Annotated in this window: 20 protein-coding genes; 9 read left to right on the forward strand and 11 right to left on the reverse strand. The window is 48.0% G+C overall.

Annotated features, from left to right (window positions below; all coding sequences use genetic code 11):
* Window positions 1-352 precede the first annotated feature (352 nt).
* Entirely contained in the window at window positions 353-1,099 is a 747-nt protein-coding gene (locus S7335_RS12200) for a GntR family transcriptional regulator (protein ID WP_050765847.1), read from the reverse strand.
* 223 nt (window positions 1,100-1,322) lie between these two features.
* Here S7335_RS12200 and S7335_RS12205 point away from each other — a divergent pair, with 223 nt between their 5' ends.
* A complete protein-coding gene (locus tag S7335_RS12205) occupies window positions 1,323-2,258 on the forward strand; it encodes a fatty acid desaturase family protein (protein ID WP_006456398.1) in 936 nt (311 codons plus the stop codon).
* A 1-nt stretch (window position 2,259) separates the two neighbouring features.
* Complete coding sequence (locus S7335_RS12210; protein ID WP_006453961.1) at window positions 2,260-3,279, forward strand: alpha/beta fold hydrolase; 1,020 nt, start codon at window positions 2,260-2,262, stop codon at window positions 3,277-3,279.
* A 94-nt stretch (window positions 3,280-3,373) separates the two neighbouring features.
* Here the strand turns inward: S7335_RS12210 and S7335_RS12215 are convergent, their stop codons facing one another.
* From S7335_RS12215 to glnT (S7335_RS12225), 3 genes are read right to left on the reverse strand one after another with little or no spacing between them, the layout of a single operon-like run.
* Window positions 3,374-4,810, reverse strand: a complete 1,437-nt coding sequence (locus tag S7335_RS12215) for an aldehyde dehydrogenase family protein (protein ID WP_006456372.1) — start codon at window positions 4,808-4,810, stop codon at window positions 3,374-3,376.
* A gap of 26 nt (window positions 4,811-4,836) precedes the next feature.
* Window positions 4,837-6,018 (reverse strand): iron-containing alcohol dehydrogenase, encoded by a 1,182-nt coding sequence (locus S7335_RS12220; RefSeq protein ID WP_006453565.1) that lies wholly within the window; start codon window positions 6,016-6,018, stop codon window positions 4,837-4,839.
* Between the two features lie 33 nt (window positions 6,019-6,051).
* Window positions 6,052-7,392, reverse strand: coding sequence for a type III glutamate--ammonia ligase (gene glnT, locus S7335_RS12225; RefSeq protein WP_006456904.1), 1,341 nt, complete (start codon window positions 7,390-7,392; stop codon window positions 6,052-6,054).
* 417 nt (window positions 7,393-7,809) lie between these two features.
* On the opposite strand from glnT (S7335_RS12225), the gene S7335_RS12230 reads away from it, so the two are divergent.
* Both S7335_RS12230 and glnT (S7335_RS12235) read left to right on the forward strand, forming a co-directional pair.
* Window positions 7,810-8,532 carry a type 1 glutamine amidotransferase gene (locus S7335_RS12230; RefSeq protein WP_006457560.1) on the forward strand — a complete coding sequence of 241 codons (723 nt, stop codon included), beginning with the start codon at window positions 7,810-7,812 and terminating at the stop codon, window positions 8,530-8,532.
* Between the two features lie 75 nt (window positions 8,533-8,607).
* Window positions 8,608-9,987 (forward strand): type III glutamate--ammonia ligase, encoded by a 1,380-nt coding sequence (gene glnT / locus S7335_RS12235; RefSeq protein ID WP_006454218.1) that lies wholly within the window; start codon window positions 8,608-8,610, stop codon window positions 9,985-9,987.
* Between the two features lie 25 nt (window positions 9,988-10,012).
* Here glnT (S7335_RS12235) and S7335_RS12240 read toward each other — a convergent pair whose 3' ends face one another.
* A complete protein-coding gene (locus S7335_RS12240; RefSeq protein ID WP_006455391.1) occupies window positions 10,013-11,482 on the reverse strand; it encodes a CoA-acylating methylmalonate-semialdehyde dehydrogenase in 1,470 nt (489 codons plus the stop codon).
* Between the two features lie 320 nt (window positions 11,483-11,802).
* On the opposite strand from S7335_RS12240, the gene S7335_RS12245 reads away from it, so the two are divergent.
* The 4 genes from S7335_RS12245 (at window position 11,803) to S7335_RS12260 (ending at window position 16,472) form a co-directional block, all read left to right on the forward strand.
* Entirely contained in the window at window positions 11,803-13,674 is a 1,872-nt protein-coding gene (locus S7335_RS12245; protein WP_083785076.1) for a DUF1989 domain-containing protein, read from the forward strand.
* 8 nt (window positions 13,675-13,682) lie between these two features.
* Window positions 13,683-14,171 (forward strand): hypothetical protein, encoded by a 489-nt coding sequence (locus S7335_RS12250; protein WP_006457144.1) that lies wholly within the window; start codon window positions 13,683-13,685, stop codon window positions 14,169-14,171.
* 128 nt (window positions 14,172-14,299) lie between these two features.
* Window positions 14,300-15,652: an NAD(P)-binding domain-containing protein gene (locus S7335_RS12255; protein ID WP_006453821.1), complete on the forward strand. Its 1,353-nt coding sequence runs from the start codon at window positions 14,300-14,302 to the stop codon at window positions 15,650-15,652.
* A 595-nt stretch (window positions 15,653-16,247) separates the two neighbouring features.
* Complete coding sequence (locus S7335_RS12260) at window positions 16,248-16,472, forward strand: hypothetical protein (RefSeq protein WP_006454664.1); 225 nt, start codon at window positions 16,248-16,250, stop codon at window positions 16,470-16,472.
* Window positions 16,473-16,598: 126 nt separating this feature from the next.
* Here S7335_RS12260 and S7335_RS12265 read toward each other — a convergent pair whose 3' ends face one another.
* The 3 genes from S7335_RS12265 to S7335_RS12275 all read right to left on the reverse strand — a co-directional run bounded on the left by S7335_RS12265 (window position 16,599) and on the right by S7335_RS12275 (window position 21,550).
* Entirely contained in the window at window positions 16,599-18,104 is a 1,506-nt protein-coding gene (locus tag S7335_RS12265) for a NarK family nitrate/nitrite MFS transporter (RefSeq protein WP_006454703.1), read from the reverse strand.
* A 696-nt stretch (window positions 18,105-18,800) separates the two neighbouring features.
* A complete protein-coding gene (locus S7335_RS12270) occupies window positions 18,801-20,180 on the reverse strand; it encodes a chloride channel protein (RefSeq protein WP_006453989.1) in 1,380 nt (459 codons plus the stop codon).
* Window positions 20,181-20,704: 524 nt separating this feature from the next.
* Complete coding sequence (locus S7335_RS12275; RefSeq protein ID WP_038018126.1) at window positions 20,705-21,550, reverse strand: GNAT family N-acetyltransferase; 846 nt, start codon at window positions 21,548-21,550, stop codon at window positions 20,705-20,707.
* Window positions 21,551-21,700: 150 nt separating this feature from the next.
* Between S7335_RS12275 and puuE the strand changes: the two genes are divergently transcribed.
* Window positions 21,701-22,603: an allantoinase PuuE gene (gene puuE / locus S7335_RS12280; RefSeq protein WP_006453971.1), complete on the forward strand. Its 903-nt coding sequence runs from the start codon at window positions 21,701-21,703 to the stop codon at window positions 22,601-22,603.
* Window positions 22,604-22,606: 3 nt separating this feature from the next.
* On the opposite strand, the gene S7335_RS12285 is transcribed toward puuE, so the two are convergent.
* The 3 genes from S7335_RS12285 to S7335_RS12295 form a co-directional block, all read right to left on the reverse strand.
* A complete protein-coding gene (locus tag S7335_RS12285; RefSeq protein WP_006454368.1) occupies window positions 22,607-22,783 on the reverse strand; it encodes a hypothetical protein in 177 nt (58 codons plus the stop codon).
* Window positions 22,784-22,968: 185 nt separating this feature from the next.
* Window positions 22,969-23,397: a universal stress protein gene (locus S7335_RS12290; protein ID WP_006456205.1), complete on the reverse strand. Its 429-nt coding sequence runs from the start codon at window positions 23,395-23,397 to the stop codon at window positions 22,969-22,971.
* Window positions 23,398-23,462: 65 nt separating this feature from the next.
* The gene (locus tag S7335_RS12295; protein WP_006455153.1) at window positions 23,463-25,034 is read right to left on the reverse strand and encodes a sodium:alanine symporter family protein; all 1,572 of its coding nucleotides are present in this window, start codon (window positions 25,032-25,034) and stop codon (window positions 23,463-23,465) included.
* Window positions 25,035-25,235: the final 201 nt, after the last annotated feature.

Here is a 25,235-nt window from a genome sequence, read left to right on the forward strand (position 1 = left end):
TTACCAGCCCGTTCGAGGAAGCTCTCGACCTGATCTGACAACTATCAATGGTCTCGAAAAGACGCTATATCAAACGACCTACCAGCCCCAGAAAGATACGTTCTATCAATCTTCTAAGCAAGATAAATCTGAGGGTGACATGTTGTTTGGATATCGTAAGAACAACCTAGAGCGTTCGTATGGAAAACCTAGAGAGTTAGTGGCAAAGCCACAGGCCTACACACAACCGATTGAAACTACATTCTACGAACCAAAGTCACAGCGACAGACTGTGGGTCAAACGTAGCTATCTAGCGTACACAAAGTTGTCTGTGTGAGCTGCTAATCCCCCCCGCCTGTAGGTTGAGGGGGGTTATTTGCAATTGTCGCTCTCTGTTTTTCCTGTGCTTTTATTCTTATGAATGGTCAAAGCGTACGAAAAGCGATCTGCTCGGGAGATTGTTTCGCCATGCAGGATAGGCGTTTCCTCTAGGGTGAAGGCAGTATATCGATAGACAATTAGAGGATGACCTAGAGAAACTTCTAAGTAGTCGCTGGTTTCGTAGTTAGCGCGGGTGCATTCGATAGTGGCTTCAATACTTTCAATCGAGATAGCCTGACGCTCTAAGGTCGGGAATGTCATTTGATGCTTTAGCTCTGTCTCAAACCGCTTGCCGAGGGTTGGTACAATATAACTAATATCGATGGCACCTACGGCACCGTCCATGTATAGCAGTTTCTCTTGCAGATAGACTGATCTCTCTGTGAGATTGAGTATGGACTGTACGTTTCTAGGCGGACGCACTTTCTTAAAAGTTAGATTTTTAAACGTTAGCTCAATGCCCTTGTTGGCTAGGTCTTGTTCTAGCAGTACCAGCGGGCTAGAAAGGGAATAGACTACCTTTTTTTGAGGTATGACAAAAACGCCTTTGCCCTGTTGTGATTCGGCTAGTCCCTGATTGACTAGGTTCGCGATCGCCTGACGAACGGTAATTCGACTTACCTCAAAGATATCCATGAGCTGGTGTTCGCTAGGCAGCTTTTTGCCTGGAGCATACTTCCCTGCCTCTATTTCGTGGCGAAGCTTTTCTGAAATACTGATGTGCAGAGGAACGGACATAGGCTAAAGGGAATTGAAGTCAATCCAAGTCGAAATCGACAAAGGCGCTGCACTTCAATCGTAGGGCATCGAGTTACAGTGTCTGCTTTAGACACAGACTGGCTATCTATAGTTTCTATCTATCCTTTTGTAGTTTGTATTGACTTCTGCGGCTGAACTTGTTATAACAAGTTGTCGTTTTATCAAGCAATCTACAAGGGCAAATAACGTGATAGCAAATGACATGATGCTGGATGATGGTCTGGCTTCGGTTAGTCCAGATAGCGGATTGAATCCTCGTCAGCTGTTGACTAAGTCTGTGCTGGAGTCCCTAAATCAGCGCTCGAATTTAGCTGGAGCCTTGAGGTTTGGAACCCATCTGGCGACAGTTGCGGTGACAGGTTGGGTCTGGGCACAGGCGGCTGGTTGGTGGCAGGTACCTGCTCTGATCCTCTATGGTGTCAGCTTAGCTTTTATGTTTTGCTCGGTGCATGAATGTGTACACCGCACGGCGTTTGCAACCCCCCGAGTGAATGATGCGATCGCCTGGCTAGCAGGCTTACTATCGTTCTATAACAGCACCTTCTATCGGCGCTATCACAAGTGGCATCACCGCTACACGCGCATTCCTGGGAAAGACCCAGAGCTGACTGACTTAGAACCTAAGACTTTGCTCGAGTATCTGTGGGTGTTGAGTGGCATTCCTTGGTGGAAGGGAAAGATTATCGGTCATATCAAAGTGGCATTAGGACAGTTTGATGGCTGTTTTTACTTGCCTGAGAGTGCCTACGACTTGGTAACTCGCTCTACGCGATTGCAGTTAGCGACCTACGGTGTGATCTTCCTACTTTCATCCGTGCTGGGACACCCTTGGTTTATTTTCACCTATTGGCTTTTGCCACTAGCCTTTGGTCAACCCTTTCTAAGATTTGTTCTACTAGCAGAGCATACGGGCTGCACCTACGATGACAATCCACTGGCGAATACGCGTACGACGCTGACTTTATGGCCGCTGACTTTTTTGATGTGGAACATGCCTTATCACGCTGAACACCACCTTTATCCCTCTATTCCTTTTCATGCGCTGCCAGAGGCCCATGCTGTTCTCAAAGACAAGTTTGAAACGGTTGATCCGGGCTATGTTCAAGTGAATCGAGAGATTGTTCAAGGCTTGGGTTAATATGGTATCTCCTACGGATTCTACGCCGAGTTTTGTCCTCGAAGATTTTGAGCTTCAGTGTGGCCTTAATCTCCCGAACGCGAGGCTAGTTTATCAGACCTACGGCGTCTTGAATTCTGCTCACAGCAATGCTGTGCTCTATCCTACGTCCTACGGCGCGCAGCATACTGATGTTGACTGGCTGGTGCGCCCCGGCGGTATCTTGGATCCAACAAAGTGGTTTGTGATCATGCCCAATATGTTTGGCAATGGGCTTTCTACCTCACCGAGTAACTGCGAAGCGGCTAAGTCAATTGACTTCTATTTTACCCACTATGATAATGTTCGAGCTCAGCGATCGCTACTAGATAGTTTGGATATAGAGCGGTTGGCGCTGGTGTATGGCTGGTCGATGGGAGCCCAACAAGCATACTACTGGGGAGCCCTTTATCCTGAGCGAGTAGCGCGAATTGTGGCAGTGTGCGGCACAGCTAGAACAACCGATCACAATCGCATTTTTCTATACAGCTTGCAGGCGGCGCTAAGAGGTGATCCGGTCTGGAACGGTGAGCGGTTTGAGGGTGTGCCAGAACGTGGCTTTCGCACGTTTACGCAGATCTACGCGAGCTGGGCAGCTTCGCAGGCTTATTACAGAGCAGCGCCTTATTTAGAATGGGGGTACGATTCTTTAGAAGACTATTTGCTGCGAAGTTGGGAAGCAGGCTATCGCAAACGAGATCCACATAATTTGCTAGCGATGATTGAGACTTGGCTACGCTGCGACGTCAGCGATAACCCAGCGTATGAAGGAGATTATGAACAGGCAATGAGGGCAATTACAGCTAAAACTCTGGTTATGCCCGCTACAACAGATCTTTACTTCACTCCAGAAGACTGTGAGGCTGAAGCGAGCTTAATCTCCGATAGTGAGTACCGACCGATTCCTTCCATCTGGGGACACCGAGCGGGCAATCCTTATCAAAACTCTGAAGACGAGCTGTTCATTAAGCGGGCCGTTGATGAGCTATTGGCTAGTCACTAAGCACGACAATCGAACGGTTTATAGAACAGAAGCTAAATGAACAAGTGAGTAGTCTAGTCTATATTTAGACCAGCCACAGGTAGTTGGAAGAGCATTAGAGAGACTTAAGATGCCAGCTACGAGGTTGTAAAAAGACACGAATACCTTCTCTAGAAAGCGTCGAGCCAATGCCTGAGTGTTTTCGCCCTGTCCATGGCAGTCGAGGACTTACTCGATCACAACAGTTCCAGTATGCGCTTCCGGTGTTCACTTCTTCAAGTAATCTAACTGCCCGCTCACGCTTTGCCGTATACACCGCGGCTGTGAGTCCATAGTCTGTGTCATTCATCAGCGCGATCGCCTCATCATCACTCTGCACTCGCTGAATGCCAATAACAGGTCCAAAGGACTCTTCTTTCATCACGGACATTTCATGGGTCACCTCGGTGAGTACTATCGGCGCAAAGTAAAATCCTGTCTGTTCGCCTGATTGTATGTCCGAGTGAGGATCTGACTGCGGGCCCGACTGTCCAGGGGTGTGCATCTTTGCGCCCTTTTCCACCGCATCAGCTATTTGCTGAGTCAAAATAGCAATCTGAGGTTTGCGGCTGAGTGGTCCTAAGTAGGTATCTCGATCCGTCGGCTTGCCGAGTTTGAAAGCTTCAACTGTTTGTAAGAAAGCTGCTAGGAAAGGTTCGTATACATCGGTATGAACATAGATTCTTTCTATGGCGCAACAGCTTTGACCGTTGTTGTAAAAGGCGCCATCGGCTAGGCTAGAAGCTGCCGTAGCAGCATCGACATCATCGCAGACGTAGGCGGGATCTTTGCCCCCTAGCTCTAACTGAACTTTTATTAGCTTGGGAGCTGCAGTGATCGCAATCTTTTTACCCGTTGCATAAGAGCCTGTGAAAAAGACGCCGTCAATAGGCTGCTCTAGCAACGTAGCGCCAGTGCTGCCTTCGCCGATGATTGGAATAAAGACATCTTCGGGTACGCCTGCTTTATGGAGAAGGTCCGTGATCGCTAGCCCTGTCATCGTTGCAATTTCGGAAGGCTTGTATAGTACGGTATTGCCTGTCAGCAGGGCGGGTATGAACACGTTAGTCCCAACAAAATAGGGATAGTTCCAAGCAGAAATATTCGCGACTACGCCGAGCGGATCGTAGGCAATCACCTCTTCTAGCTGCCCGGTTCCAGGTAATGCGTTCCAAGGTTCGTGATAAACCCGCTGGGAAGCGACCTCCTGGGCAACCTGTTCAATAAAAAAATCAATTCGCTGCGGTGTGGCTGAAATTTCACCGCGAGATTGAGAAATAGGTTTGCCTGTTTCAGCGGTCATGATTGAGGCTAGGCTATCTGTCTGTTGGATCAGCAGCTCTTTCATCCTTTTTATCGCTTCAATTCTTTCGCTAAGCGATCGCGCGGCCCATCCAGGCTGAGCGATGCGAGCACGCTTTGCTTTTTCAGCAACCGCTGCACTATCGTCTATCGGAATCTCTTTGATTAATTCTTCAGTCGCAGGATTGATAACAGAAATAAAATCAACCATAGGATCTGGGTTCTTCTAGACTTTTTCTAGGCTACCAAAGCATCTCGATAAATCGCGTGAAAGTCTTCTTTGGTAACAGGCTTTGGATTGAATGGATGGCAACCATCGGCGATCGCAATTCCCACCAGCTGATCTACCTTGTCGTCCGATATACCTAATGACTGTAGCGATGGCGGCATTCCAATTGTTTGAGACAACTCGACAATCCAGTCAATCAGCGACTTGCCGCTAGAAGCCGATGGATTGACGACGCGTGCCATCCGTAGAAACTTTTCGGGGGCGGCGCTGATGTTAAATCGCATTGCCGCGGGCAGCATCACGCCGTTGGCTAAACCGTGATGAGTGTCACATAGCGTGGAAAGCGCATGGGCACAAGAGTGAGTCACCCCTAGGCCTTTTTGAAAAGCGATCGCCCCCATCATAGAAGCGTTCAGCATTCCTGCTCTGGCCTCTAGATGAGCAGCCCTGTCAACAGACTCTCCTGCTGCTAACTTTTGGGCGAACAACACACTGTCTTCTAGATGCTGTGAAACGAGATGCAGTCCTTCTAGGGCAATCCCGTCGCACAGCGGGTTTTCGCCTTTGGCAAGAAAGGCTTCTATTAGATGAGTCAGCGCGTCCATTCCGGTAGCAGCGGTTATCTTAGCGGGCAGTCCTAGCAATAGTTCGGGGTCAGCGAGCACTACTTTGGGTAAAAGCTGTGGGTCAAAGATAATCTTTTTGGCGTGGGTTTTATCATCTGAGATAACAGCGCTACGGCCTACCTCACTGCCCGTACCGGCGGTGGTAGGAATCGCAACAATCGGTGGAATGAGCTGGTCGATTGGGCGAATGCTAGCGCCGTCCTCGTAGTCGAAAAGATGTCCGGGATGATGAGCCATTAGGGTGATCGCCTTAGCTACATCCATCGGTGCTCCCCCGCCGACCGCCACAATACCATCGGCATCATGAGCTAGATAAGCTGCAAGCCCGGCGCTGACTTGAGAGACCACCGGATTTCCTTGGACGCCGCTAAACGTGTCCGCTCCAAAGTCTGATAGAAAGTCTTCTATCTGTGTGAACCAGGGCAGCTGAGCAATATCGGTGTCGGTTACGATCAGCGGACGTTGAATGTTTAGTGCTTGCAGGGTATCAGAGAGTTCATGGCGTGCGCCGGGACCGAATCGGATCTTGGTAGGAAAATGGTACGTAGTCAGGTTAGCAGACATGCCCTTCAAAAGATAATTAGCGAAAAAAGCTGGCTAAATATTGATGTACTGGTCTATCTCCCAATCGGTGATCCGGGTGCAAAATTCACGCCATTCTTTCCACTTAAACTCAAAGAATGTTTTAGCCCCTAGTTCACCTAGGGTCTCCATCAGAAGCGCATCTTGCTGTAGTGTGGTGAGCGCCTCGGCAAGATTGGTCGGCAACGTTTCTAAGTCGGGAAATTCTGCGCCCCTCGCAAAAAGATTTTCATCGATTCGCTCACCTGGTGACGTCTGGTTTTCAATGCCTTCTAACCCTGCTGCTAAAAGCCCAGCTAGGGCAAGGTACATGTTGGCAGCGCCATCAATCAGTCGACATTCAAACCGGCCTGCCTCCGGTATTCGCAGCAGGTGTGAACGGTTGTTGCCACCATAGGAGATGTAGCGAGGCGTCCAGGTGCTGCCGGAAGTGGTGGTGCTAGCGCCAAGGCGGCGATAGGAATTAATCGTCGGGGCAAACAAAGCTGTCAGCGCTTTTGCGTGAGCCAGTACACCGCCGAGAAAGTGATAGCCAACAGGGGATAGTCCTCCTTCGTCAGCATCTTGGGCAAAGCTGTTGGTCTCACCTTGCCACAGGCTGTTGTGAACATGGCCACCGCTGCCAGTAGTGCCGCTAAAAGGCTTAGGCATGAATGTGGCCGTCAGACCCCGCTTTTCAGCTAGCGTTTTGACCATGTATTTGAAGAATACGTGGCGATCGCAGGCTGTCATTGCCTCACTGTAGCTCCAGTTCAGCTCAAACTGACCGTTAGCATCCTCATGATCACACTGATAAGGCTCCCAGCCTAGATCTTCCATATATCCAACAACAGTTGAGATCAAGTCAAACTGTCGCATCAGATTAAGCTGATCGTAGCAAGGGCGCTCTGCAGTATCTCTCTCATCTGCCACAGCGTAGCCCGTTTCAGTTTTCTTCAATAGAAAGAATTCTGCTTCTACGCCTGCTTTGTAGGTATAGCCCATAGACTCGCAGCGATCGATAGCTCTACCTAAGATCATTCGCGGAGCAGCCGGGAACGGTTCGCCCTCGAAAAAGACATTGCTAGCTACCCAGCCGACAGTAGGCTCCCACGGCAGTTGGATCAAAGAAGTCGGATCTGGAATAGCCGCAATTTCAGCTGCCTCTGGACCTAGACCTAAATTAGAGGCAAATGCACTAAAGAAAGCGCCGTCTTTTTCGACAGAAGCGATTTTCGCAGCGGGAACCAGCTTTGCTCTAGTTCCACCTAACAGGTCAGTGTAAGAGACTAAAAAAAACTTCAAGCCGAGAGCTTTAGCCTTCTCTTCTAGGTTTTGCGTCTGTAAGCTTTGCGTTTGAACTAGCGTTCCGACCATGGTGCCTCTACTACCTTGAATTCTGTTAGGTACAGAAAATCGTTGCTGAAGTACTGTTTTTACGATCTTTTTCCCACTTATCCTCTTCAGTAAAACAGTCGAACTAGCGAGGGGTTTGTGCTATTTGATACGAAACGCAATTTTGTTATCACTTCATCAGTTTTTACCATTTCATCGAGCACGATGTTTTCAAAGCGACTCACTGTAGATGTTCTTTAGATGTTTTTTGAGCGCATATTTTGGAAGCGCATATGTTGGTTGATTCCTTCGTGGTCTGAAGAACAGTTTTGAAAAATTAGATTGACTACTATTCACGTGAGCCTTTTATATCGTTAAAGTTCCATTCCTGGAGACCACTTTCTCCGTTCGTAGGTATCACCCTTTTGCCTTTTAGTTCTTGCCAAGAATAATCTTCGAATGAATATTCTAGTGATTCAAAGCAGTCCGTTAGATCCTATTGGCGTATTTGGAGAACGCTTGGTTCACCGGGGTGCGACGCTTTCAGTTTGGCTAACCGAGAAAGAGCCTATGCCGCCGCTAGGTAGTTATGACGGATTAGTTGTACTTGGTGGGGCGATGAATGCTCACGAAGATGATAAATTTCCTCATCTACGCTCTGCCGTCGACCTGATTCAGAAGTTCCACCATGAAAACAAGCCTATTGTAGGCATCTGTCTAGGGGCTCAGCTGATTGCTCGTGCCTTTGGTTCTCGGGTGTATACCCACACAGCTCCGGAGTTAGGTTTTGGCTCTGTGCGCCTGGTCAAAAGCGAGCACCTAGATGATTGGCTAAAAGAACTTCCCAACGAGCTGTTTTTGATGCAGTGGCACTTTGACACCTTTGATCTACCACCTAAGGCAACGCTGCTAATGACTAACGATGTCTGCAGGCACCAGGCATACCGCATAGGCAAAAATATCTATGGATTTCAGTTTCACTTTGAGGTGACTGCTGAAATTGTGATGAGCTGGCTGTCGATGAAAAACGATTGGATTGAGACCAATTATCCGCATTTAGATGAGCAGATTAAAGCGCAGGTAGAAGCTTATGGAGATCTTTCTGCTCAGTTTGCTCGGCATGTCGCTGACAACTGGCTTGGCTTATTTTCTCAGTGCGATTCTAGGCAAGTCATTACCTAACAGAATTGTCATATCTTTCTAGAACGTATTCTTCGTAAGTTGTACTTCAGTTTAAAGTGTATCCCCCTAGCGCTTATGGCCTATCCCGACATTCACCCCCTGTCTGCTAACCTTCAGGCATTGCAAGAAACCCTTCAAGATCAGGGTGTGAAGTATGCCATGGCTAGCTTTGTCGATATTCATGGCATGTGCAAAGGAAAAGTGGTGCCAATCGGTCACTTTGATCGAATGATGCAAGGCTCAGAGCTATTTACGGGTGCTGCTTTAGATGGCGTACCCCAAGAGATCAACGACGATGAAGTGGGCACGCTACCTGATCCTCAAAGTGCTACGGTGCTGCCTTGGAATTCAGAAGTTGTGTGGTTTGCGAGCGACTTGCATCTAGTGGGTAAGCCCTTTGAAGCCTGCTGTCGCACCATTTTGAAGAACACGCTGAAGCAGGCTGAGGCGATGGGATATCGGTTTGACTTAGGAATTGAAACAGAGTTTTTTATTTTTAAGGAGACTGAAGGTAAGAGATTTGGCCGCGAGTTTGCGCCGGTGAGCGATCGCGATACCTTACCGAAAGCTGCCTACGCCTTACCCACCTTACTAGACAACTACAAAGTCTTAGATCGCATTGTTAGCGCAATGAACCAGCTAGGCTGGGATGTTTATTCTTTTGATCACGAAGATGCTCAAGGACAATTTGAGACAGATTTCACTTACTGCGACGCGCTAAAAATGGCCGACCGGCTGACGTTTTTCCGCTTCATGGTGAAAGAACTAGCTAGAGAAGAAGGCTATTTTGCCAGCTTCATGCCGAAGCCCTTTGCCGATCAGACCGGTAGCGGCGCTCACTACAATATGTCGTTGGCAAATATTGAAACAGGAGAAAATCTGTTCGAAGATGGAGATGACCCGTGTGGTCTTTCTAAGCTGGGCTATCAGTTTATTGCCGGCGTTTTGAGACATGCCAAAGCGATTGTGGCAGTGACGTGCCCGACGGTCAATAGCTATAAGCGACTGGTGCGAAAAGGCAGTATGTCTGGTTTTACCTGGGCACCTGTGTATGTGTGCTATGGCAACAACAATAGAACCAACATGCTGAGAATTCCGCTTGGGGGTGGCCGAGTAGAATGCCGAGCAGCAGATATCTCGACTAATCTCTATTTAGGCGCGGCGATGATTCTAGCGGCTGGGCTAGAAGGCATTCGAGAAGGGTTAGATCCAGGTAAGCTACATACAGAGAATATGTATGAATACTCGCTCACTCAGTTGAGAAAAATGGGAATTGAGACGTTGCCGAAGACTTTGGGAGAGGCTATTGCGGCCTTTGCTGACGATCCACTTAGTGAGAAAGTTATGGGTTCTCTAATGTATCAGACCTACATCGACTTCAAAACTCAGGAGTGGGAGGAGTACCACTGCCATATTTCGGATTGGGAGATTCAGCGCTATCTAAAGTTCTTTTAACGCGATCACACCTAGATTCAAGCCCTCAAAACTGTCGTGACCATTCTTTTGGCCACCGTTCAACAACGACTTTTGTTTGGGTGAAGAACTCGACTGCGTGGTGGCTTTGGCCGTGGAGATCTCCATAAAAGCTCTCTTTCCAACCGCTAAAGGGAAAGAATGCCATAGGCGCAGCAACCCCAATGTTAATGCCAATATTGCCAGCCTCAGCGGCGTAGCGAAACTTGCGGGCGGCTGCTCCTGACTGGGTAAAAAGGCAAGCCATGTTGCCCCAGCGGCTTTGGTTTACCAGCGCGATCGCTGCTTCGAGAGTATCTGCATGGAGCAGCCCCAATACGGGCCCAAAAATTTCAGTAGTGGCCACTTTTCCATGTATAGGAACATCTTGCAGCAGTGTAGGCCGCACAAAACAGCCCTGCTCATAGCCGGGAATCTTAGGGTTACGGCCATCGACCAAAAGTTTTCCGCCTTCGTCTACACCGGTTTGAATCAGAGTATTAATGCGATCGCAACTTCCCTGGTTGATCACTGCACCCATCTGCACATCCGCGTCCAAGCCATTGCCCACAATACGCTCTTTGGCTGTCTGAGCGATCGCATCTACAAAATCAGCTTTCACCGACCCCACGGTAATTGCCAGCGAAGCGGCTAAACAACGCTGCCCTGCACAGCCAAAGGCACTATCGGCTACGATCCGCGTGGTCATTTCTAAATCCGCATCGGGTAAGATCACCACTGGATTTTTTGCCCCGCCCTGACACTGCACCCGTTTACCCGTCTCCGCTGCTCGGCTGTAGATGTAGCGCGCTACAGGACTAGAGCCAACAAAGCTGATAGCCTTCACCGTTGGATGATTCAACATGGCGTCTACGACTGTTTTACTGCCATGTACTAGGTTCACCACTCCAGACGGTAGCCCTGTTTGGTGGATTAGCTGAGTAATCCGCTGCATTGTTTGGGGCACTTTTTCCGACGGCTTGATGATGCAGGTATTGCCACAGGCGATCGCGTAAGGAAAAAACCAAAAGGGAATCATCGCTGGAAAGTTAAATGGCGAAATAATTCCCACCACCCCCAACGGCTGACGAATCATACTTTCATCAATGCCACGGGCAATGTCTTCTGAATTAACCCCCTGCATCAGAGTAGGAATCCCGCAGGCCACTTCTACATTTTCAATAGCCCGTTGCAGTTCTCCTTGAGACTCTTTTAGAGTTTTGCCACATTCGGCGGTAATAACTTTGGCCAGATCGTCTCGGTGCTCTTCCAAGAGCACTTTAAGTTTAAAGAGATATTGAATCCGTTCAGTCGCAGGAACCTGTCGCCAGGACGTAAACGCTTCAGCGGCGGCAGTAACTGCGCTATCGAGATCGGTGGCTAGCGACAGGGGCACTTCCGAGAGTACGTCACTGGTGGCAGGGTTGGTGACATCTAGATAGTCATTTGTCTTGGACTTCTGCCATGTGCCGGCAATGTAGTTCTGCAGTTGTTTCATAATGATTCTGCTAGCAATTTCTGCTTAAAAGTTTTGCTTAAAAATCTCTTCTTGTTAGATTTCGAACCTACGATTGTCTGCTTTCTCTAACACAGGCAAATATAGCTGTGTTCGTTGAATCTGTCATTAAAGCTGAGAGTGATTATAGGAAGATTGAGATGTTCTTCACGAGGCGGATTTGAGTTATTCATTTAGAATTTGCGTAGGTAGTGCAGTATAACAATTGCGTTGCAGTAGATCTTCAAAGCATCTAATGTACAGCTGATTTCTTCAAACACCACTATATTCTCTCTAGCGCTCCGTCATATACACGCCATAGCATGCAGAGTTTTCATGTTAAACCCGGTCCTCTCTCCTCAGCCTCATTTACCGACGTTCCCGCCCCGTTGGGCACGCTAGTCACCGAATATCGGATTGAAGCATCAACAGCGATCGCTTACCCAGTCCAAGCAGGACAATATATCCAAATCATCGATGTAGAAGGCTCGCAATGTTCGGACTTTCTCGCGTTTGCAGGAGATCGGCATCAGGAAGAACTCGATAGCACAGTCACTCGCACTTTGCTAGGCGTAGCTATGCCCCAGGCGGGACTGCACAGCAAATATTTCTCGCAGACGATGCAGCCCCTGGTCGAAGTGATTCAAGATACGTGCGATCGCCACGACAGCTTTCTACTGGCCTGTACCAACAAGTACTACGAAGACGCAGGCTATTTCGACCATCCTAGCTGCAGTGACAACTTCAACCAGGTCCTAGCTCCCTACGGCATCGCACCTCGCCTAGGATGGCCTGCGATTAACTTTTTCTTCAACACCGCAGTAGATGATAGCGGTGGCATCACCTCAGCAGAATCCTGGTCTCGTCCAGGGGACTATGTCTTACTCAAAGCCCATCAAGACTTGCTCTGTGCCAGTTCCGCTTGTCCCGATGATATCGATCCGGCCAATGGCTGGCATCCTACACCGATTCATGTTCGTATTTACGCAGCAGAAGAGAATTTCCCTCGAGCTATAGGGCGGCGCAGTGCGTCAGAGCTTCCCTTACGTCTTACCCAAGACAGTGCGTTTACGCCGCGCGTGCGATCGCTAACTCAGAACCTGGCAGAATACAACAGCTTTTGGGTGCCAATGAGTTATCCTCACCACGGCGACCAGGCTGAATATTGGGCGCTGCGGGAACGGGTAGCGCTGATGGACCTTTCGGCGCTGCGCAAGTTTGAGGTGATAGGGCCAGATGCGCTAGCACTATTACAGTGGACATTCTCTCGTAATGTAGCCAAATTAGCGGTGGGACAATCTGCCTACGGCTGTCTGCTCAATCCGCATGGCGGCATGATTGATGACGGCATTGTTTTTCGATTAGGAGAAGTTGCCTATCGCTATATTGGCAACTGCGATACAGATGGTCTGTGGCTTCAGAAGGTTGCTAAAGAGAAAGGATTCACAGTGACGATCAGCAATAGCAGCGATCGCCTACACAATCTAGCACTTCAAGGACCTTATTCGCGAGATCTGTTGGAGCCGCTAGTAGAGATCGATGACGGATGGGAGATCGAGAATCTCAACGAGCTGAAATTCTTCCGCTTTGTTACTGGCACGGTAGGGGAAGTTCCTGTTCTATTATCGCGTACAGGCTATACGGGCGAGCTAGGATATGAGCTGTTCGTTCATCCCAATCAGGGCGCGCAGCTATGGGACGTCCTGATGAAAGCGGGAGGCGCTTACGATCTCTTACCGCTAGGGATGCAGGGGCTCGACCGGGCTAGAATTGAGGCAGGATTGCTGGCCGCTGGCCGAGAATTCAATGATTTGATTTCGCCCTATCAGGTTGGGATTGGCTGGAGCGTGGGGTTAAAAACAAAGCCTGACTTTATTGGCCGAGCGGCGCTAGAAAAAATACGCGATCGCCCACCGTTTGTAGGCGTAGGTCTGCTGCTTGAGGGAAATGAGGTGGCCGGCGGAGGGCAGTGCGTGTATCCAGTCGGCGATTACTGGCGGGTGGGTCATGTCACCAGCGGCACGTTCTCTCCTGTTTTGAACCGTAGCATCGCCCTGGCACAGGTAGCTCCAGAATATGCGCAGGCTGGCACAGAACTAGAGGTTGGCATGATGGATGGAATCAAGCGACGGATTCGAGTCGAAGTAGGCCCACTTTCACTCTATGACTCATCTAAAAGTCGGGTACGTGCTTAGGAAAGGCTATGTCAGATTACGTTCTTTGGGATTTTGCGGGTGTCGATGGGCTTCAGGCAGCGATCGCCCTTTTTAGCCCGGCTATTAGTCGCATTGCCCCTTTTCAGTCTCTAACGACAGACTTCAACCACCAGCCCTGCTCTGTTTTGCGGCTGTGTGAAAACAACTTTCGAGTGGCGCTATCGGAAAAGCTAGCTTTTGATCACGCGATCGCTGAGCTAAATCTCAAGGTATGGAGTAAACCCTGTTCGGCTGCCACCTGGACTATCCCAACGGATCTAGGTTTGGCCCGTTTGCCTAAAATTGCACTCACTAAACCTATACACACTCTGACTCCATTTCCACTCGAACGGGCAGTCCCAGCTCGCATCAACCAGATCGCTATTCTGGCATGGCATCATCTTTGGAATGAACAGCCTAGATTGACTATTCAGACAGCGAGTGCCAATGCCGCCAAAGTTCGCGAGGCGATTGATGAGGTGATTGGCATAGTTTGATGACGGATCTAACAATAAAAAAAGAGAATGTTGATCGCCTATTGGTCAAACCAACAACAATTTAGTAGAGCTAACGCTGCTAACATTTGACCAAATTGCCTAGAGAATCTGCTTAGAGGAACAAACTTATGGCTAAGCGTATTGCGGTTATTGGTGCTGGTCCTTGTGGACTCTCTCAACTTCATGCCTTCGAACAAGCTCGCCTGCAAGGAGTCGATATTCCCGAGATTGTCTGTTTTGAGAAGCAATCAGGATGGGGCGGTTTGTGGAACTTTACCTGGCGTACAGGACTCGATAAGTATGGTGAGCCAGTCCACGGCAGCATGTACCGCTACCTATGGTCTAATGGACCGAAAGAATGCCTAGAGTTCGCAGACTATACCTTTGATGAGCATTTTGGCAAACCTATTCCATCGTTTCCACCTAGAGAAGTGCTCTACGACTACATTACCGGCAGAGCTAAGAAGGGGAACCTCGAACGCTACATTCGCTTTAGCACGTCGGTCCGCTATGTAGAATACATCGAAGCGATAGATAAGTTTCAAGTTCGCTCCTTTGACCACTTAGTTGACCAAGAGCTGATAGAAGACTTTGATTCTGTCATTGTCTGCACAGGACATTTTTCGGTTCCGAGTGTGCCATTCTTCGAAGGGCTTGACCGCTTTCCAGGTCGGGTACTCCACAGTCACGATTTTCGCGAAGCTCGCGAGTTTACCGGAAAGGATGTACTCGTAGTAGGTAGTAGCTACTCTGCCGAAGATATCGCCCTACAAAGCTACAAGTATGGGGCCAGATCAGTCACTATCAGCTATCGCACAGCGCCTATGGGCTTCGATTGGCCAGAAGGAATCAAAGAAGTCCCCCTTCTTACCCATATAGAAGGTAGAACGGCTCACTTCAAAGATGGCAGCACTCAGGCGGTAGATGTGATTGTTCTATGCGTAGGCTACCAGCATCACTTTTCCTTTCTGGCCGATAGCTTGCGTCTGAAAACCAAGAATTTTCTTTATCCCGGCTCTTTGTATAAGGGAATCTTTTGGGAATCGAACCCGAAGCTGATGTACCTTGGCATGCAAGATCAGTTTTACACCTTCAGTATGTTCGATGTGCAAGCTTGGTATGCTCGCGATGTGATTCTCGGTCATATCGTGCTGCCCGATGCCGCAGCGATGGCAGAAGATATTGCCCGTTGGCAGCAGCGAGAAGAGACGCTAAAGGATGCGTTTGAACAGATTGATTTTCAAAAAGACTATATCGTTGAACTGGCTGATGCAGTGGACTATGCTCCTTGTGATTGGGATATGACAGTATCGCTATTTAAGGAGTGGGAACATGATAAAGAGCACAGCATTCTAGGCTACCGCGACAAAGCATTTACCTCTGCTTGTACAGGGACTAAAGCGCCTGTTCATCATACGCCGTGGATTGAGGCGATGGATGATTCGATGGCTGATTTCCTAGCGGAGCGGGCGTTGACATGATGGCGCCCTGTTGAGTACAGGTTCAAGCAAGTCTGTGAATAGTCCAATTTATCCTATGCGTTGGCAGAGCTTCTCATCCAAAAAGATACGGACTGATTTAGTCAAAAGTGCTTTTCGCAACTAAACTATAGCTTTTTGCACTTTGCCTGCTACACCACGAAAGGCTACAACCCTTGTTCCATAGCGCAAAGTGCTATAGCAGCGGTGAGAAGAGCGCGTCGTCGCACGGTGCTAGCGGTAGGAATCCGCGACGCTTTGCAGCGCTAGGGAACATCTACCAAGACAGAGGAATGATTCCCAAGACAAAGTGCGTAGGCCATAGCCTTCGGCATGGCTTCGCTAGTGCCTTCTCGCAGAGTGTGCATCCGCGCCTTGCTATATGTCCTCAAAGAACCCTATTTCAATTCGTCTGCTCAACGCTACTAACATTCTCAAATTCTAAAAAATCTGTATTGATTAATACCGTTTTTTGAAGATAAATGTAATAATCGCTACCTTTTTTGATATTGTTTCTATGGTGAAAACGTATACCGTATTCACTACTCTAGCAAGCCTGCAACTTCTAAGCACTTGTTAGATAATCAAAGAGGTTGAGATGAAATCCCGAAAAGTGTCCCATGATGTGCTGTACGTTCCTATCTATTTAAGAATCCTAAGCTTTAGAGAGAAAGCACTGCTAGCTACACTGGTTGTAATCTCTTCAGTTGCGATGAGCTTGATTCCGATCATTGGTGCTGCGACCCATGCGATTGAACCCACCACCAGTCCAATTTACAGCGGCGAAGCTGAACTATGGAGAGTACTTGGCGAAAAGGATTAAGGCTATCGAGAAGTACTCAAATGGCAGTGACGAAGGCGTTACAGCTAATCGAATTAGGCAGCGTAGATAATTAGTATGCGATGAAGAGCTGCCTAGCAAATTTAGCTGTGGATTAAGCTATTCCTATCATTGCCGGTTAGTCAATTTGCCAGAGACTGCTGACGGTTGCAGTTCTAATGCTTCCTCACCATGAGTACCGGTGGGTTCCTTGAGGAAAAACCAAAGTAGGAAGAACATAATCAAACTACTGATTCCCATCGTCGAGAAGAAGATCTTGTTACCGACATCTCCTGTCGGCAATAGACTGAACAGAAGTAGAAAAGCCACTCCCCCCACATTTCCCCAAGCTCCAACGCTGCCAGCGATTTGGCCGGTAATTTCCTCTTTAACTAGGGGGACAATTGCATAGGTTGCGCCCTCCGCCGCCTGAACCGAGAAAGAGGCAAACATCGTGACGCCAATTGCCAGGGGAAGCAGCCAACCGACGTTGATTAAGCCCATTGTTAGGTAGCCAACTCCTGTAACAGCCTGCAATATCACCAATGTCCATTTTCGACTGCCGATGGTATCAGAGATTAACCCACCCCCCGGACGGGCAACTAAGTTCATAAAGGCATAGCTAGAAGCCACTGCTCCTGCTACTGCAACCGGTAAGCTAAAGGTTGTTAGGTAAAACAGCGGTATCATCGAAACAACCGCTAGTTCTGAGCCAAAGCAGACAAAATAGGTCAGATTCAACAGAACTACCTGGGTGAAATCGTAGCGCTCTTCGGGGGCATAGTGCTTCTGACCCGCCATTAATTGTCGATTGACTTTCCAGTTCCAGTAGGTTTGGAATAGGTATAAGCCAAATAGCGCTACACAGATAATGACGACTGCTGTAGCACTGAGCGCTTCAACTACGTTAAATCGCCAGGCGACAACGCCTAAAGCAACATATAGGGGGAAATTCGACATTGTCATCAGCCAAAAGTCTTTTTGGCTGGTCACTTCGATTGCGCCTGGGTGTTTGGCTGACTTAAATTCCTTATCGGGTGGTGTATCTTGAACGTTGAAGAAATAAAACACGCCATAAGCGGCTGCAACGATGCCGCTAAGGGCGACCGTATATCGCCAGCTGCTCTGACCACCCACGAAAAAACTTGCTCCAGTGGCGACTAGAGGTAGGGCGATCGCAGCCACACCAGAGCCAAAGTTACCCCAGCCACCATAGATTCCTTCTGCAAAGCCAATTTCGGCGGGAGGAAACCAGTTCGCTACCATGCGAATGCCGACGACAAATCCCGCTGCAACCACGCCAATCGCTAAACGGCTCCAAAGCAACTGGTTGTAGTCCTGAGCAAAGGCAAACGCGATGCAGGGAATGGCAGAATAAATCAAGACGCCTGAAAAAACGATGCGAGGACCGATGCGGTCTATCAGCATGCCGAAGATAACTCGAAATGGAATCGCCAGAGCTAAATTGCATAGGAGCATCGTCCGAAATTGCAGCTCGGTCAGCTGGAATTCTTCTATGATCGATTCAGCTAGTGGGGCCGCGTTAAAAATAACGACAAAAGATAAGAGGAAGGCAAACCACGTCAGGTGTAGGATGCGGTATCGGCCGCTAAACGACAACAATCTTCGAAACATATGAAACTCTCATTAATGGATCTATGAATGGAGTTAGCTAGAATAAATAAGCACAGAGGAGTTCATTAAGACGTAACTCTTAATAGTGCTAGATAGCGGGTGAGCACAAACTCATTTACTTGGGCGGTGGGCTGCCTGTTCACTTGGAAAGTAGCATCCAAATAATCTTTCAAAAATAGGCTTGCACTCAGTCATGGCTCACTATGAGCTTTGGCTGAGCTGATACTTATTTGCGTGCTCACTCCTTACTTTCTTCGGAACGAGCTTATTCAAGGTGTTTGGAAAGTTAAGAGTAATCTGATGCCAGAATCCACTAAGCCTGGTTTAGCAATTCTAGGAAGATTTGACTGAAGCAGATAGTAAGTCGGTAGCGAAAGGTACCTTCTAAATATCCTTTTTGATGTGAACTAGAACAACCTCAACTATGCGCTTCAAAATATGCTGCTTTGTCTCTCAATCTATACAACCTAACTAGTTAAGTCTGCTAGCCCTGTTACACAGTTGGAAGTCCATTGAGAAGAAGACTCGTTATGATAGAGAAAATGATTTAGAAAGTCGTTTTCGACGAAGTTGTTTTAACCTTTTCTCTAAAGGTATTCTTTGTAAGTATCAGGAATTGATCTGATGGGCAGTTTGTACAGCGAAACCAGCTCAGCAGGCTTTTGTTCTAATCCACTAAACTTTCTGCCGTGGGGCTTAGTTGATCGGCTGTAAGCCTGACAGGAATTCACTTTTAGCCCAAAATTGGGGACGTTCCTCACCCAGTCTGCGTGATCGCTGCGTCCCAATCATGGTAATTTGTCCAGTCAAGACAAAGCTGGTAAAGCTAGCGATTACAATGATCGGCAGCATTGCCGTACCTGACAGTACGCTGAGAATAATACTCGTACCGACAGGGGTCTTAGTGACTGCTACATTCACCGCTGCCATTAGGCAAACCATCCCAACCGTTGGGTGAATCTGAGGAACTGAAATCGCGATCGCCAGCCCAACATTTGATCCAATAAAGAACAGCGGAAAGATAAATCCCCCTAAGAAACCCGAGTGCAGCGTAAAGCTAATCGCAAACATCTTAGCCACCGCAATCAGTAGCAGCATCGTCACACCCAGCGTCGAGCCAGTCTCAATGACGGTGTGGATTTGTTCCTCACTGAAAAACAGCGTCTGAGGAAAGAAAAAAGCAATTAAGCCGATGCATAGGCCGCCTAGGGTAGCTAGGGCAATCATATGTTGCTCAAGTGGCTCTAATAGATGACCAATCAGGCGAAACACATAAATAAATAGCACCGCGACGCCAGCTCCAATTACCCCTAAAACAAGACCTTCAAACAAGTTCAGGGGGGTTAGTTCAGGCACTAACTCAAAGTGATAAAACCCACCGATGGTAATGCCCGTGCTGATTCTAAAAATAGCGAAAGAAAGCATCGCAGAGATCACGGCAGGTGCAACCGCCTCGTAATATTCGAGTCCTCTACGATGGGGAATCTCTAGAGCGAAGATGGCTGCACCGATGGGTGCACCAAAGAATGCGCCTAAGGCAGCGCTCATGCCACAAAACGTCAGCACTCTGACATTGGTCTTACAGAGCTGCAGCCTGTCTCCTAGCCAGCTACCAAAGCTACCATTCACCTGTACCAGCGGTGCTTCTGGTCCGGCGCTACCGCCGGAAGTAATCGCCAACAGCGAAGCAATGACCATTGAGGGTGTTTTATGGATATCAATACGACCAGGCTGATGAACATCGTCAACAACCTGAGCCATTTCTCCTGGGCTACCCATCAAGTAGAGCACCAGACCGACACAAAAGCCTCCAATCGTCGTAGCGAGCCAGACATAGTTGTTAGTTGGTAACCATCTAGGAAAATAGGGCATGACCCATCCTGGCAACGTATGCCAAACGCCGTGCATCATTGCCTCTAAGATAAAGTAGTAGCAGGTGGTAACTAGTCCACCTACAATGCCGATAGCCACAGCACAGAGAACAAGCTGTGGATAGGTGAGCAAGCGGCCTTCGCGTGAGTCCTGAGAAATTTCCGTCTGTGGGTTTGAGATAGCAAGGTCAAGTTGAGTGGCCACGAGAAATCATCCTTTTTATTGTTCGTCGTAAGGCTTGGTAACCTAATTTTGAGGCGTAAGTTTCGTGAACCTATGACTTGTAGGATGTTTTTCAATAGAACGACCGTAGCTCTAAGGCAAAGCTGCATCGAAAGTATCTAAAACATGCTCTCTTACAAAATTCCTATTTGGTGACAAACTATCAAGTATGAATAGATATATTCTGTGTGGTCCGTTACAGTCTCTTTTATTTCAAAACCGCCTCATGATCATGCGGTTTTGAGATGAAACCATCACAATTCCAATTTTGAGCAGAAGATTTAATCCGTATAGAACCAGCCGCTACGAATCTAATAGGTAATAGATATGAGTCTATTGCAGGTTTTGTCTTGGTAAGTACCACCCCTACGGGGTATCAATACATAGCCGGTATGCTATTTAGGTGCACGTCCCTCACCTGCATTACAACAACTCCAACATTTAACCGTATTTGCTAAAAGGAAAATAAACAATAGCCTGAAATCAACTAAAAACAATTGGGCAATTTAACCTAGCTCAAACGTAGTAATTCCAAATATCTTGTTCAAAGGCAGTTCGGGTGGTGTTTGGGTGTACATTCTAGCGGTTTCAAATACGCTGGTCATACGATACTTTTTGACTAGCTCAACAGCTGCAGTATTCACACTAGGAATGTCTAGATAAAATGGCTGATCGCTGTTGACATGGGCCGTTAGTGATAGAAAAATCTCTTCTGCAAATTGAGGGGTGTCGGCAAAGAGCGGCCCAATCTTATAGCCTTGCTGGCAAGGGCGAAGCACCCCATAACCAGACAACTTACTATCGTGTATTAACCCGACGGTAATATGCTGCGATGAACTCAGCCAACAGCGCAAAAAGTCAGCGCGTTCATAGAGAAAGATACTTTTATCATAATCATTGATCTCTTTTATCGGAATTGACGATAAAGAGACAAGATTAATGCTGCCTACTCTGCTTTCAGTCTGAACAGGGCTTTCATCTGAGCGCCGAAAGCCTTGGTATCTAATGTTGCGATGAGCTAGTTGGAAACCAGATTTGACATAGTTATTTTGCTGCTCTACCACGCCATCCAAGCCAATATTTCGACTTTGTAGATAGCTCAGCCCTGCTTGCCATATTTGTATTCCGTACCCGCGCCCTCTAAATTCTGGCTTGACGATATAAAGTCCTAGGAAGCCAAATGTATCGCCATACTTGACTACCGAAAGGCTGGCAACGGGTTCATCGTCTAAAAAACCCATGAAAAAGCCGTCTGGATCAGCCGCGTAGAAGCAATTGACATCGTCTAGTCCAGGATTCCAGCCTTCAGTAGCGGCCCATTTCACTGCGATCGCCAACTCATCACGAGTCATGGTTCGCACAGTATAGATACCCTCGTTGTTTTGTTCGTTGCACTGAGATGACATCATTCGCTAGCGACCTAAGAATCTAGAACAACTCTAAGTACTCTTTATAGATAATATGCTGGTTGAATACTGTCAAAAGTTAAAGGAATGGCTTCTATGACTGCAAACTATCCTCGCGACTTGATCGGTTATGGACAGCACCCACCGAATCCCCAATGGCCAAATCAAGCTCAGCTCGCTCTCCAGTTTGTAATCAACTACGAAGAGGGCGGCGAAAACTGTATTTTGCATGGCGATGCTGCTTCGGAGTCTTTTCTCTCTGAAATTATTGGCGCATCACCGCTGCTAGGCGTGAGAAATCTAAATATGGAGTCGATGTATGAGTACGGTAGCCGAGCCGGATTTTGGCGACTGCACCGCTTGTTTACCGAGCGGAACTTACCGCTGACAGTCTATGCCGTGGCGATGGCGCTAGAGAGAAACCCGGATGCGGGAAAGGCGATGGTGGAAGCGGATTGGGAGGTGGCTAGCCACGGCTACCGTTGGATTGACTATCAGTATGTGGGAGAAGATGTGGAGCGATCGCACATCCAAAAAGCTATCGATATCCACACCCAGGTCATTGGCAGCAGACCCTTAGGGTTTTACCAGGGTCGCAACAGTCCTAATACCCGGCGATTAGTCGTTGAAGAAGGCGGCTTTCTCTACGATGCTGATAGCTACGCTGATGATCTGCCCTACTGGAATCACGATTACGGCAAACCGCATCTAGTTATTCCTTACACCCTGGACAACAATGACATGCGTTTCGCTACCGCCCAAGGATTCAATTCGGGCGACCAGTTTTTCACCTATTTACGAGATGCGTTTGATGTCCTCTACGCAGAAGGTCAGCAGTCTCCCAAAATGATGAGCGTCGGTCTGCACTGTCGGCTCTCTGGCAGACCTGGAAGAACAGCTGCCCTAGCAAAATTCTTAGACTATGTGCAAAGCCACGATAAGGTTTGGATCTGCCGGCGCGTCGATATTGCAAGACATTGGCACGAGGCGTTTACATAGGCATCAACCATCATAGTCGCTTTGCTGCAAGGTGTTTCTCTCAAAAGCGTTCATTTCAAAAGCACGACCATCGAAACTTGCCATCTCGTGGGGCATGATTGAAAGAATAGCCGGATCACTCTCTAACCAAGCCGCGATTTCGCCAATAGATGAAAGGAAAGTAGCTAGTAGCTTTTTCATAGCAGTACGCTCCATCGATATTTCTCAGATAGTACAAACTCTATTCTGATCAAAGCAAGCAATTCATATAGTTCTTATCATCCCGCCATAGGCTAGTGGATCTATCAAACTAATGCTATCGATTTCAAACGCTTAGCTTAGTATTGAGTAGTCGCTCGCTATTCTCTCACTATCACTGCCTAGACTTAAGACTTGAGCACTAGAACAGGACAGTGCGCTGAGCGAATGACCCGCTCAGCAACCGAACCGATCAAGAATCGGCTGAGACCTTTCCTGCCTTGAGAAGGCATGATGATCATCTCTACTCCTATCTTTTCAGCATATTCGATAACCTGAGTGGCCGGATCGCCCAGTGTGATCTCGACATGAACCCCGCTATAGCCCAATTCGTCCATCTTTTTACTCAAGAAATCATGGACCTTTTGCTTGCGCTCATCATCTGTAAGCGTGTCCCACATCGCCGCCGGATCAGCCGGATGCAGCGGCGATAGACTATGAATAATTTTTAAGCCTGAAGCATCTTCAACGTACGCTTTGGCAACAGCGATCGCCTCATAAGATGACTCAGAGAAATCAGTGGGGACCAGAACCGTTTTTTTCTTGAGCCAGTTCATTACTTATCTCCGCTTATGTCGTTTTACTCTCTGCTAAGCCAAGCCCGTTGTTTATACCATCCTATCTACCTCAAAACACGCTCTTTAGCCTCCATCACAGCTTCAATCATTTCGCCTGAGTTCAAACGATTCATGTAGCTTTCTAACTCACTAGCCACGATGCCAGAAAGGAAGAAGCAACCTAGCAGGTTAGGAATGGACATCGCTAGTAAAAGAATATCGCTAAACTGTAAAACCAACTGAAGATTGATGATTGAACCAACAAATCCGCAGAATAGAAACAGCGCTTTGTATATATTCACCGTGGCATCGCCAAATAAGTAAGACCATGCCATCTGACCGTAATAGCTCCAGGAAATCATCGTAGAGATGGCAAACAAAAAGCCCGCGATCGCAATTACATAGGGAAACCAACCGATAATCGTCGCAAAAGACGCTGCCGATAGTCTAGCTCCGTCTAGATCAGCAGCGGCAGGATCGGCATATACACCCGTTAAAACAATCACCATAGCCGTCATATTACAGATGAACATCGTGTCGATAAAAGGCTCTAGCAAAGCAACAATTCCTTCTCGTACCGGTTCATCAGTCCGGGCGGCTGAATGGGCGATCGCCGCAGAGCCAATCCCAGCCTCGTTAGAAAAAACCGCTCGCTGAAACCCAATAACAATCGCACCTAACAACCCACCTGCGACCGCCTGTGGCACAAAAGCCGATGAAATAATCGTCCCAATCGCTCCTGGAATATCGGTAAACCTCACCAACATCACCCACACGCAGGCCAAGGCATAGATCACAGCCATAAAGGGTACTAAGAACCCTGCTACTGCTCCAATTCTCTCGATTCCACCTAGGATTACTAAGCCAACGATAGCGACTAGAATTAAGCCGAACAGCCAGCTTGCATTCTCAAAGAACGGAACTACATTCGACACAGCCGCATAGGCCTGATTGGCCTGAAACATATTGCCCGCACCCATCGTGGCGATCGCGCAAAAGACGGCATAGATGACGCCTAAGCCTTTGCCAAATCCTCTCATGCCAATAGAAGAAAGTCCCCGAGAAAGGTAGTACATCGGGCCACCGCCCACCGTTCCGTCGGGCTTAATCGTTCGAAACTTTTGACCCAGCGTACATTCTGCAAACTTACTCGACATTCCCAGAAAGCCCGCTACCGTCATCCAAAAAGCAGCCCCTGGGCCTCCTAAGCGAATGGCGATCGCCACCCCGGCAATATTGCCGATACCCACTGTTCCAGAGAGCGCCGCTGCTAGCGCCTGAAAGTGAGAAACATCTCCCTCATCTTCGGGGTCATCGTACTTACCGCGTACGATATCAATTGCATGCTTAAAAGCTCGCACATTAATAAACTTCATCCGCAGCGTAAAAAAGACAGCGCCAGCAACCAGCCACAGAACAATAAACGGGATGCCATTTTCGCCCCCGATCTTGAAGTAGAACACAAGATTGAGAGCATCTATTATTCTTTGGAAGACAGATTCTATGATACCGGCTGATGCGGTTGCACCCTCGCTGTCTTGGGCATATACCGCCTGAGGGACCAAAATTACGGTGGTAATCAAAAGATAGAATTTGTACTTGAATTTATACTTAAAGCTAGATAATACCTGTCTCATAACTGTCCTTAACTCCAATTACGTGAACGAGAAGATCTGGGCAGCAACAGCAGCGTTCTCGTTGCAGCACTCACTTTCATATCAATTGTTAGATAATTGCTTGATGGCTAAAGCCTTATGATTCTGAGGCTTTTAAATAAGCTCGTGATAATTGTTGTATCCCTATACAGTCCGAGATACTGTAGTCCAAGATACGTGAAT

The sequence above is a fragment of the Synechococcus sp. PCC 7335 genome (assembly GCF_000155595.1).
In the GTDB taxonomy this organism is placed as follows: domain Bacteria; phylum Cyanobacteriota; class Cyanobacteriia; order Phormidesmidales; family Phormidesmidaceae; genus Phormidesmis.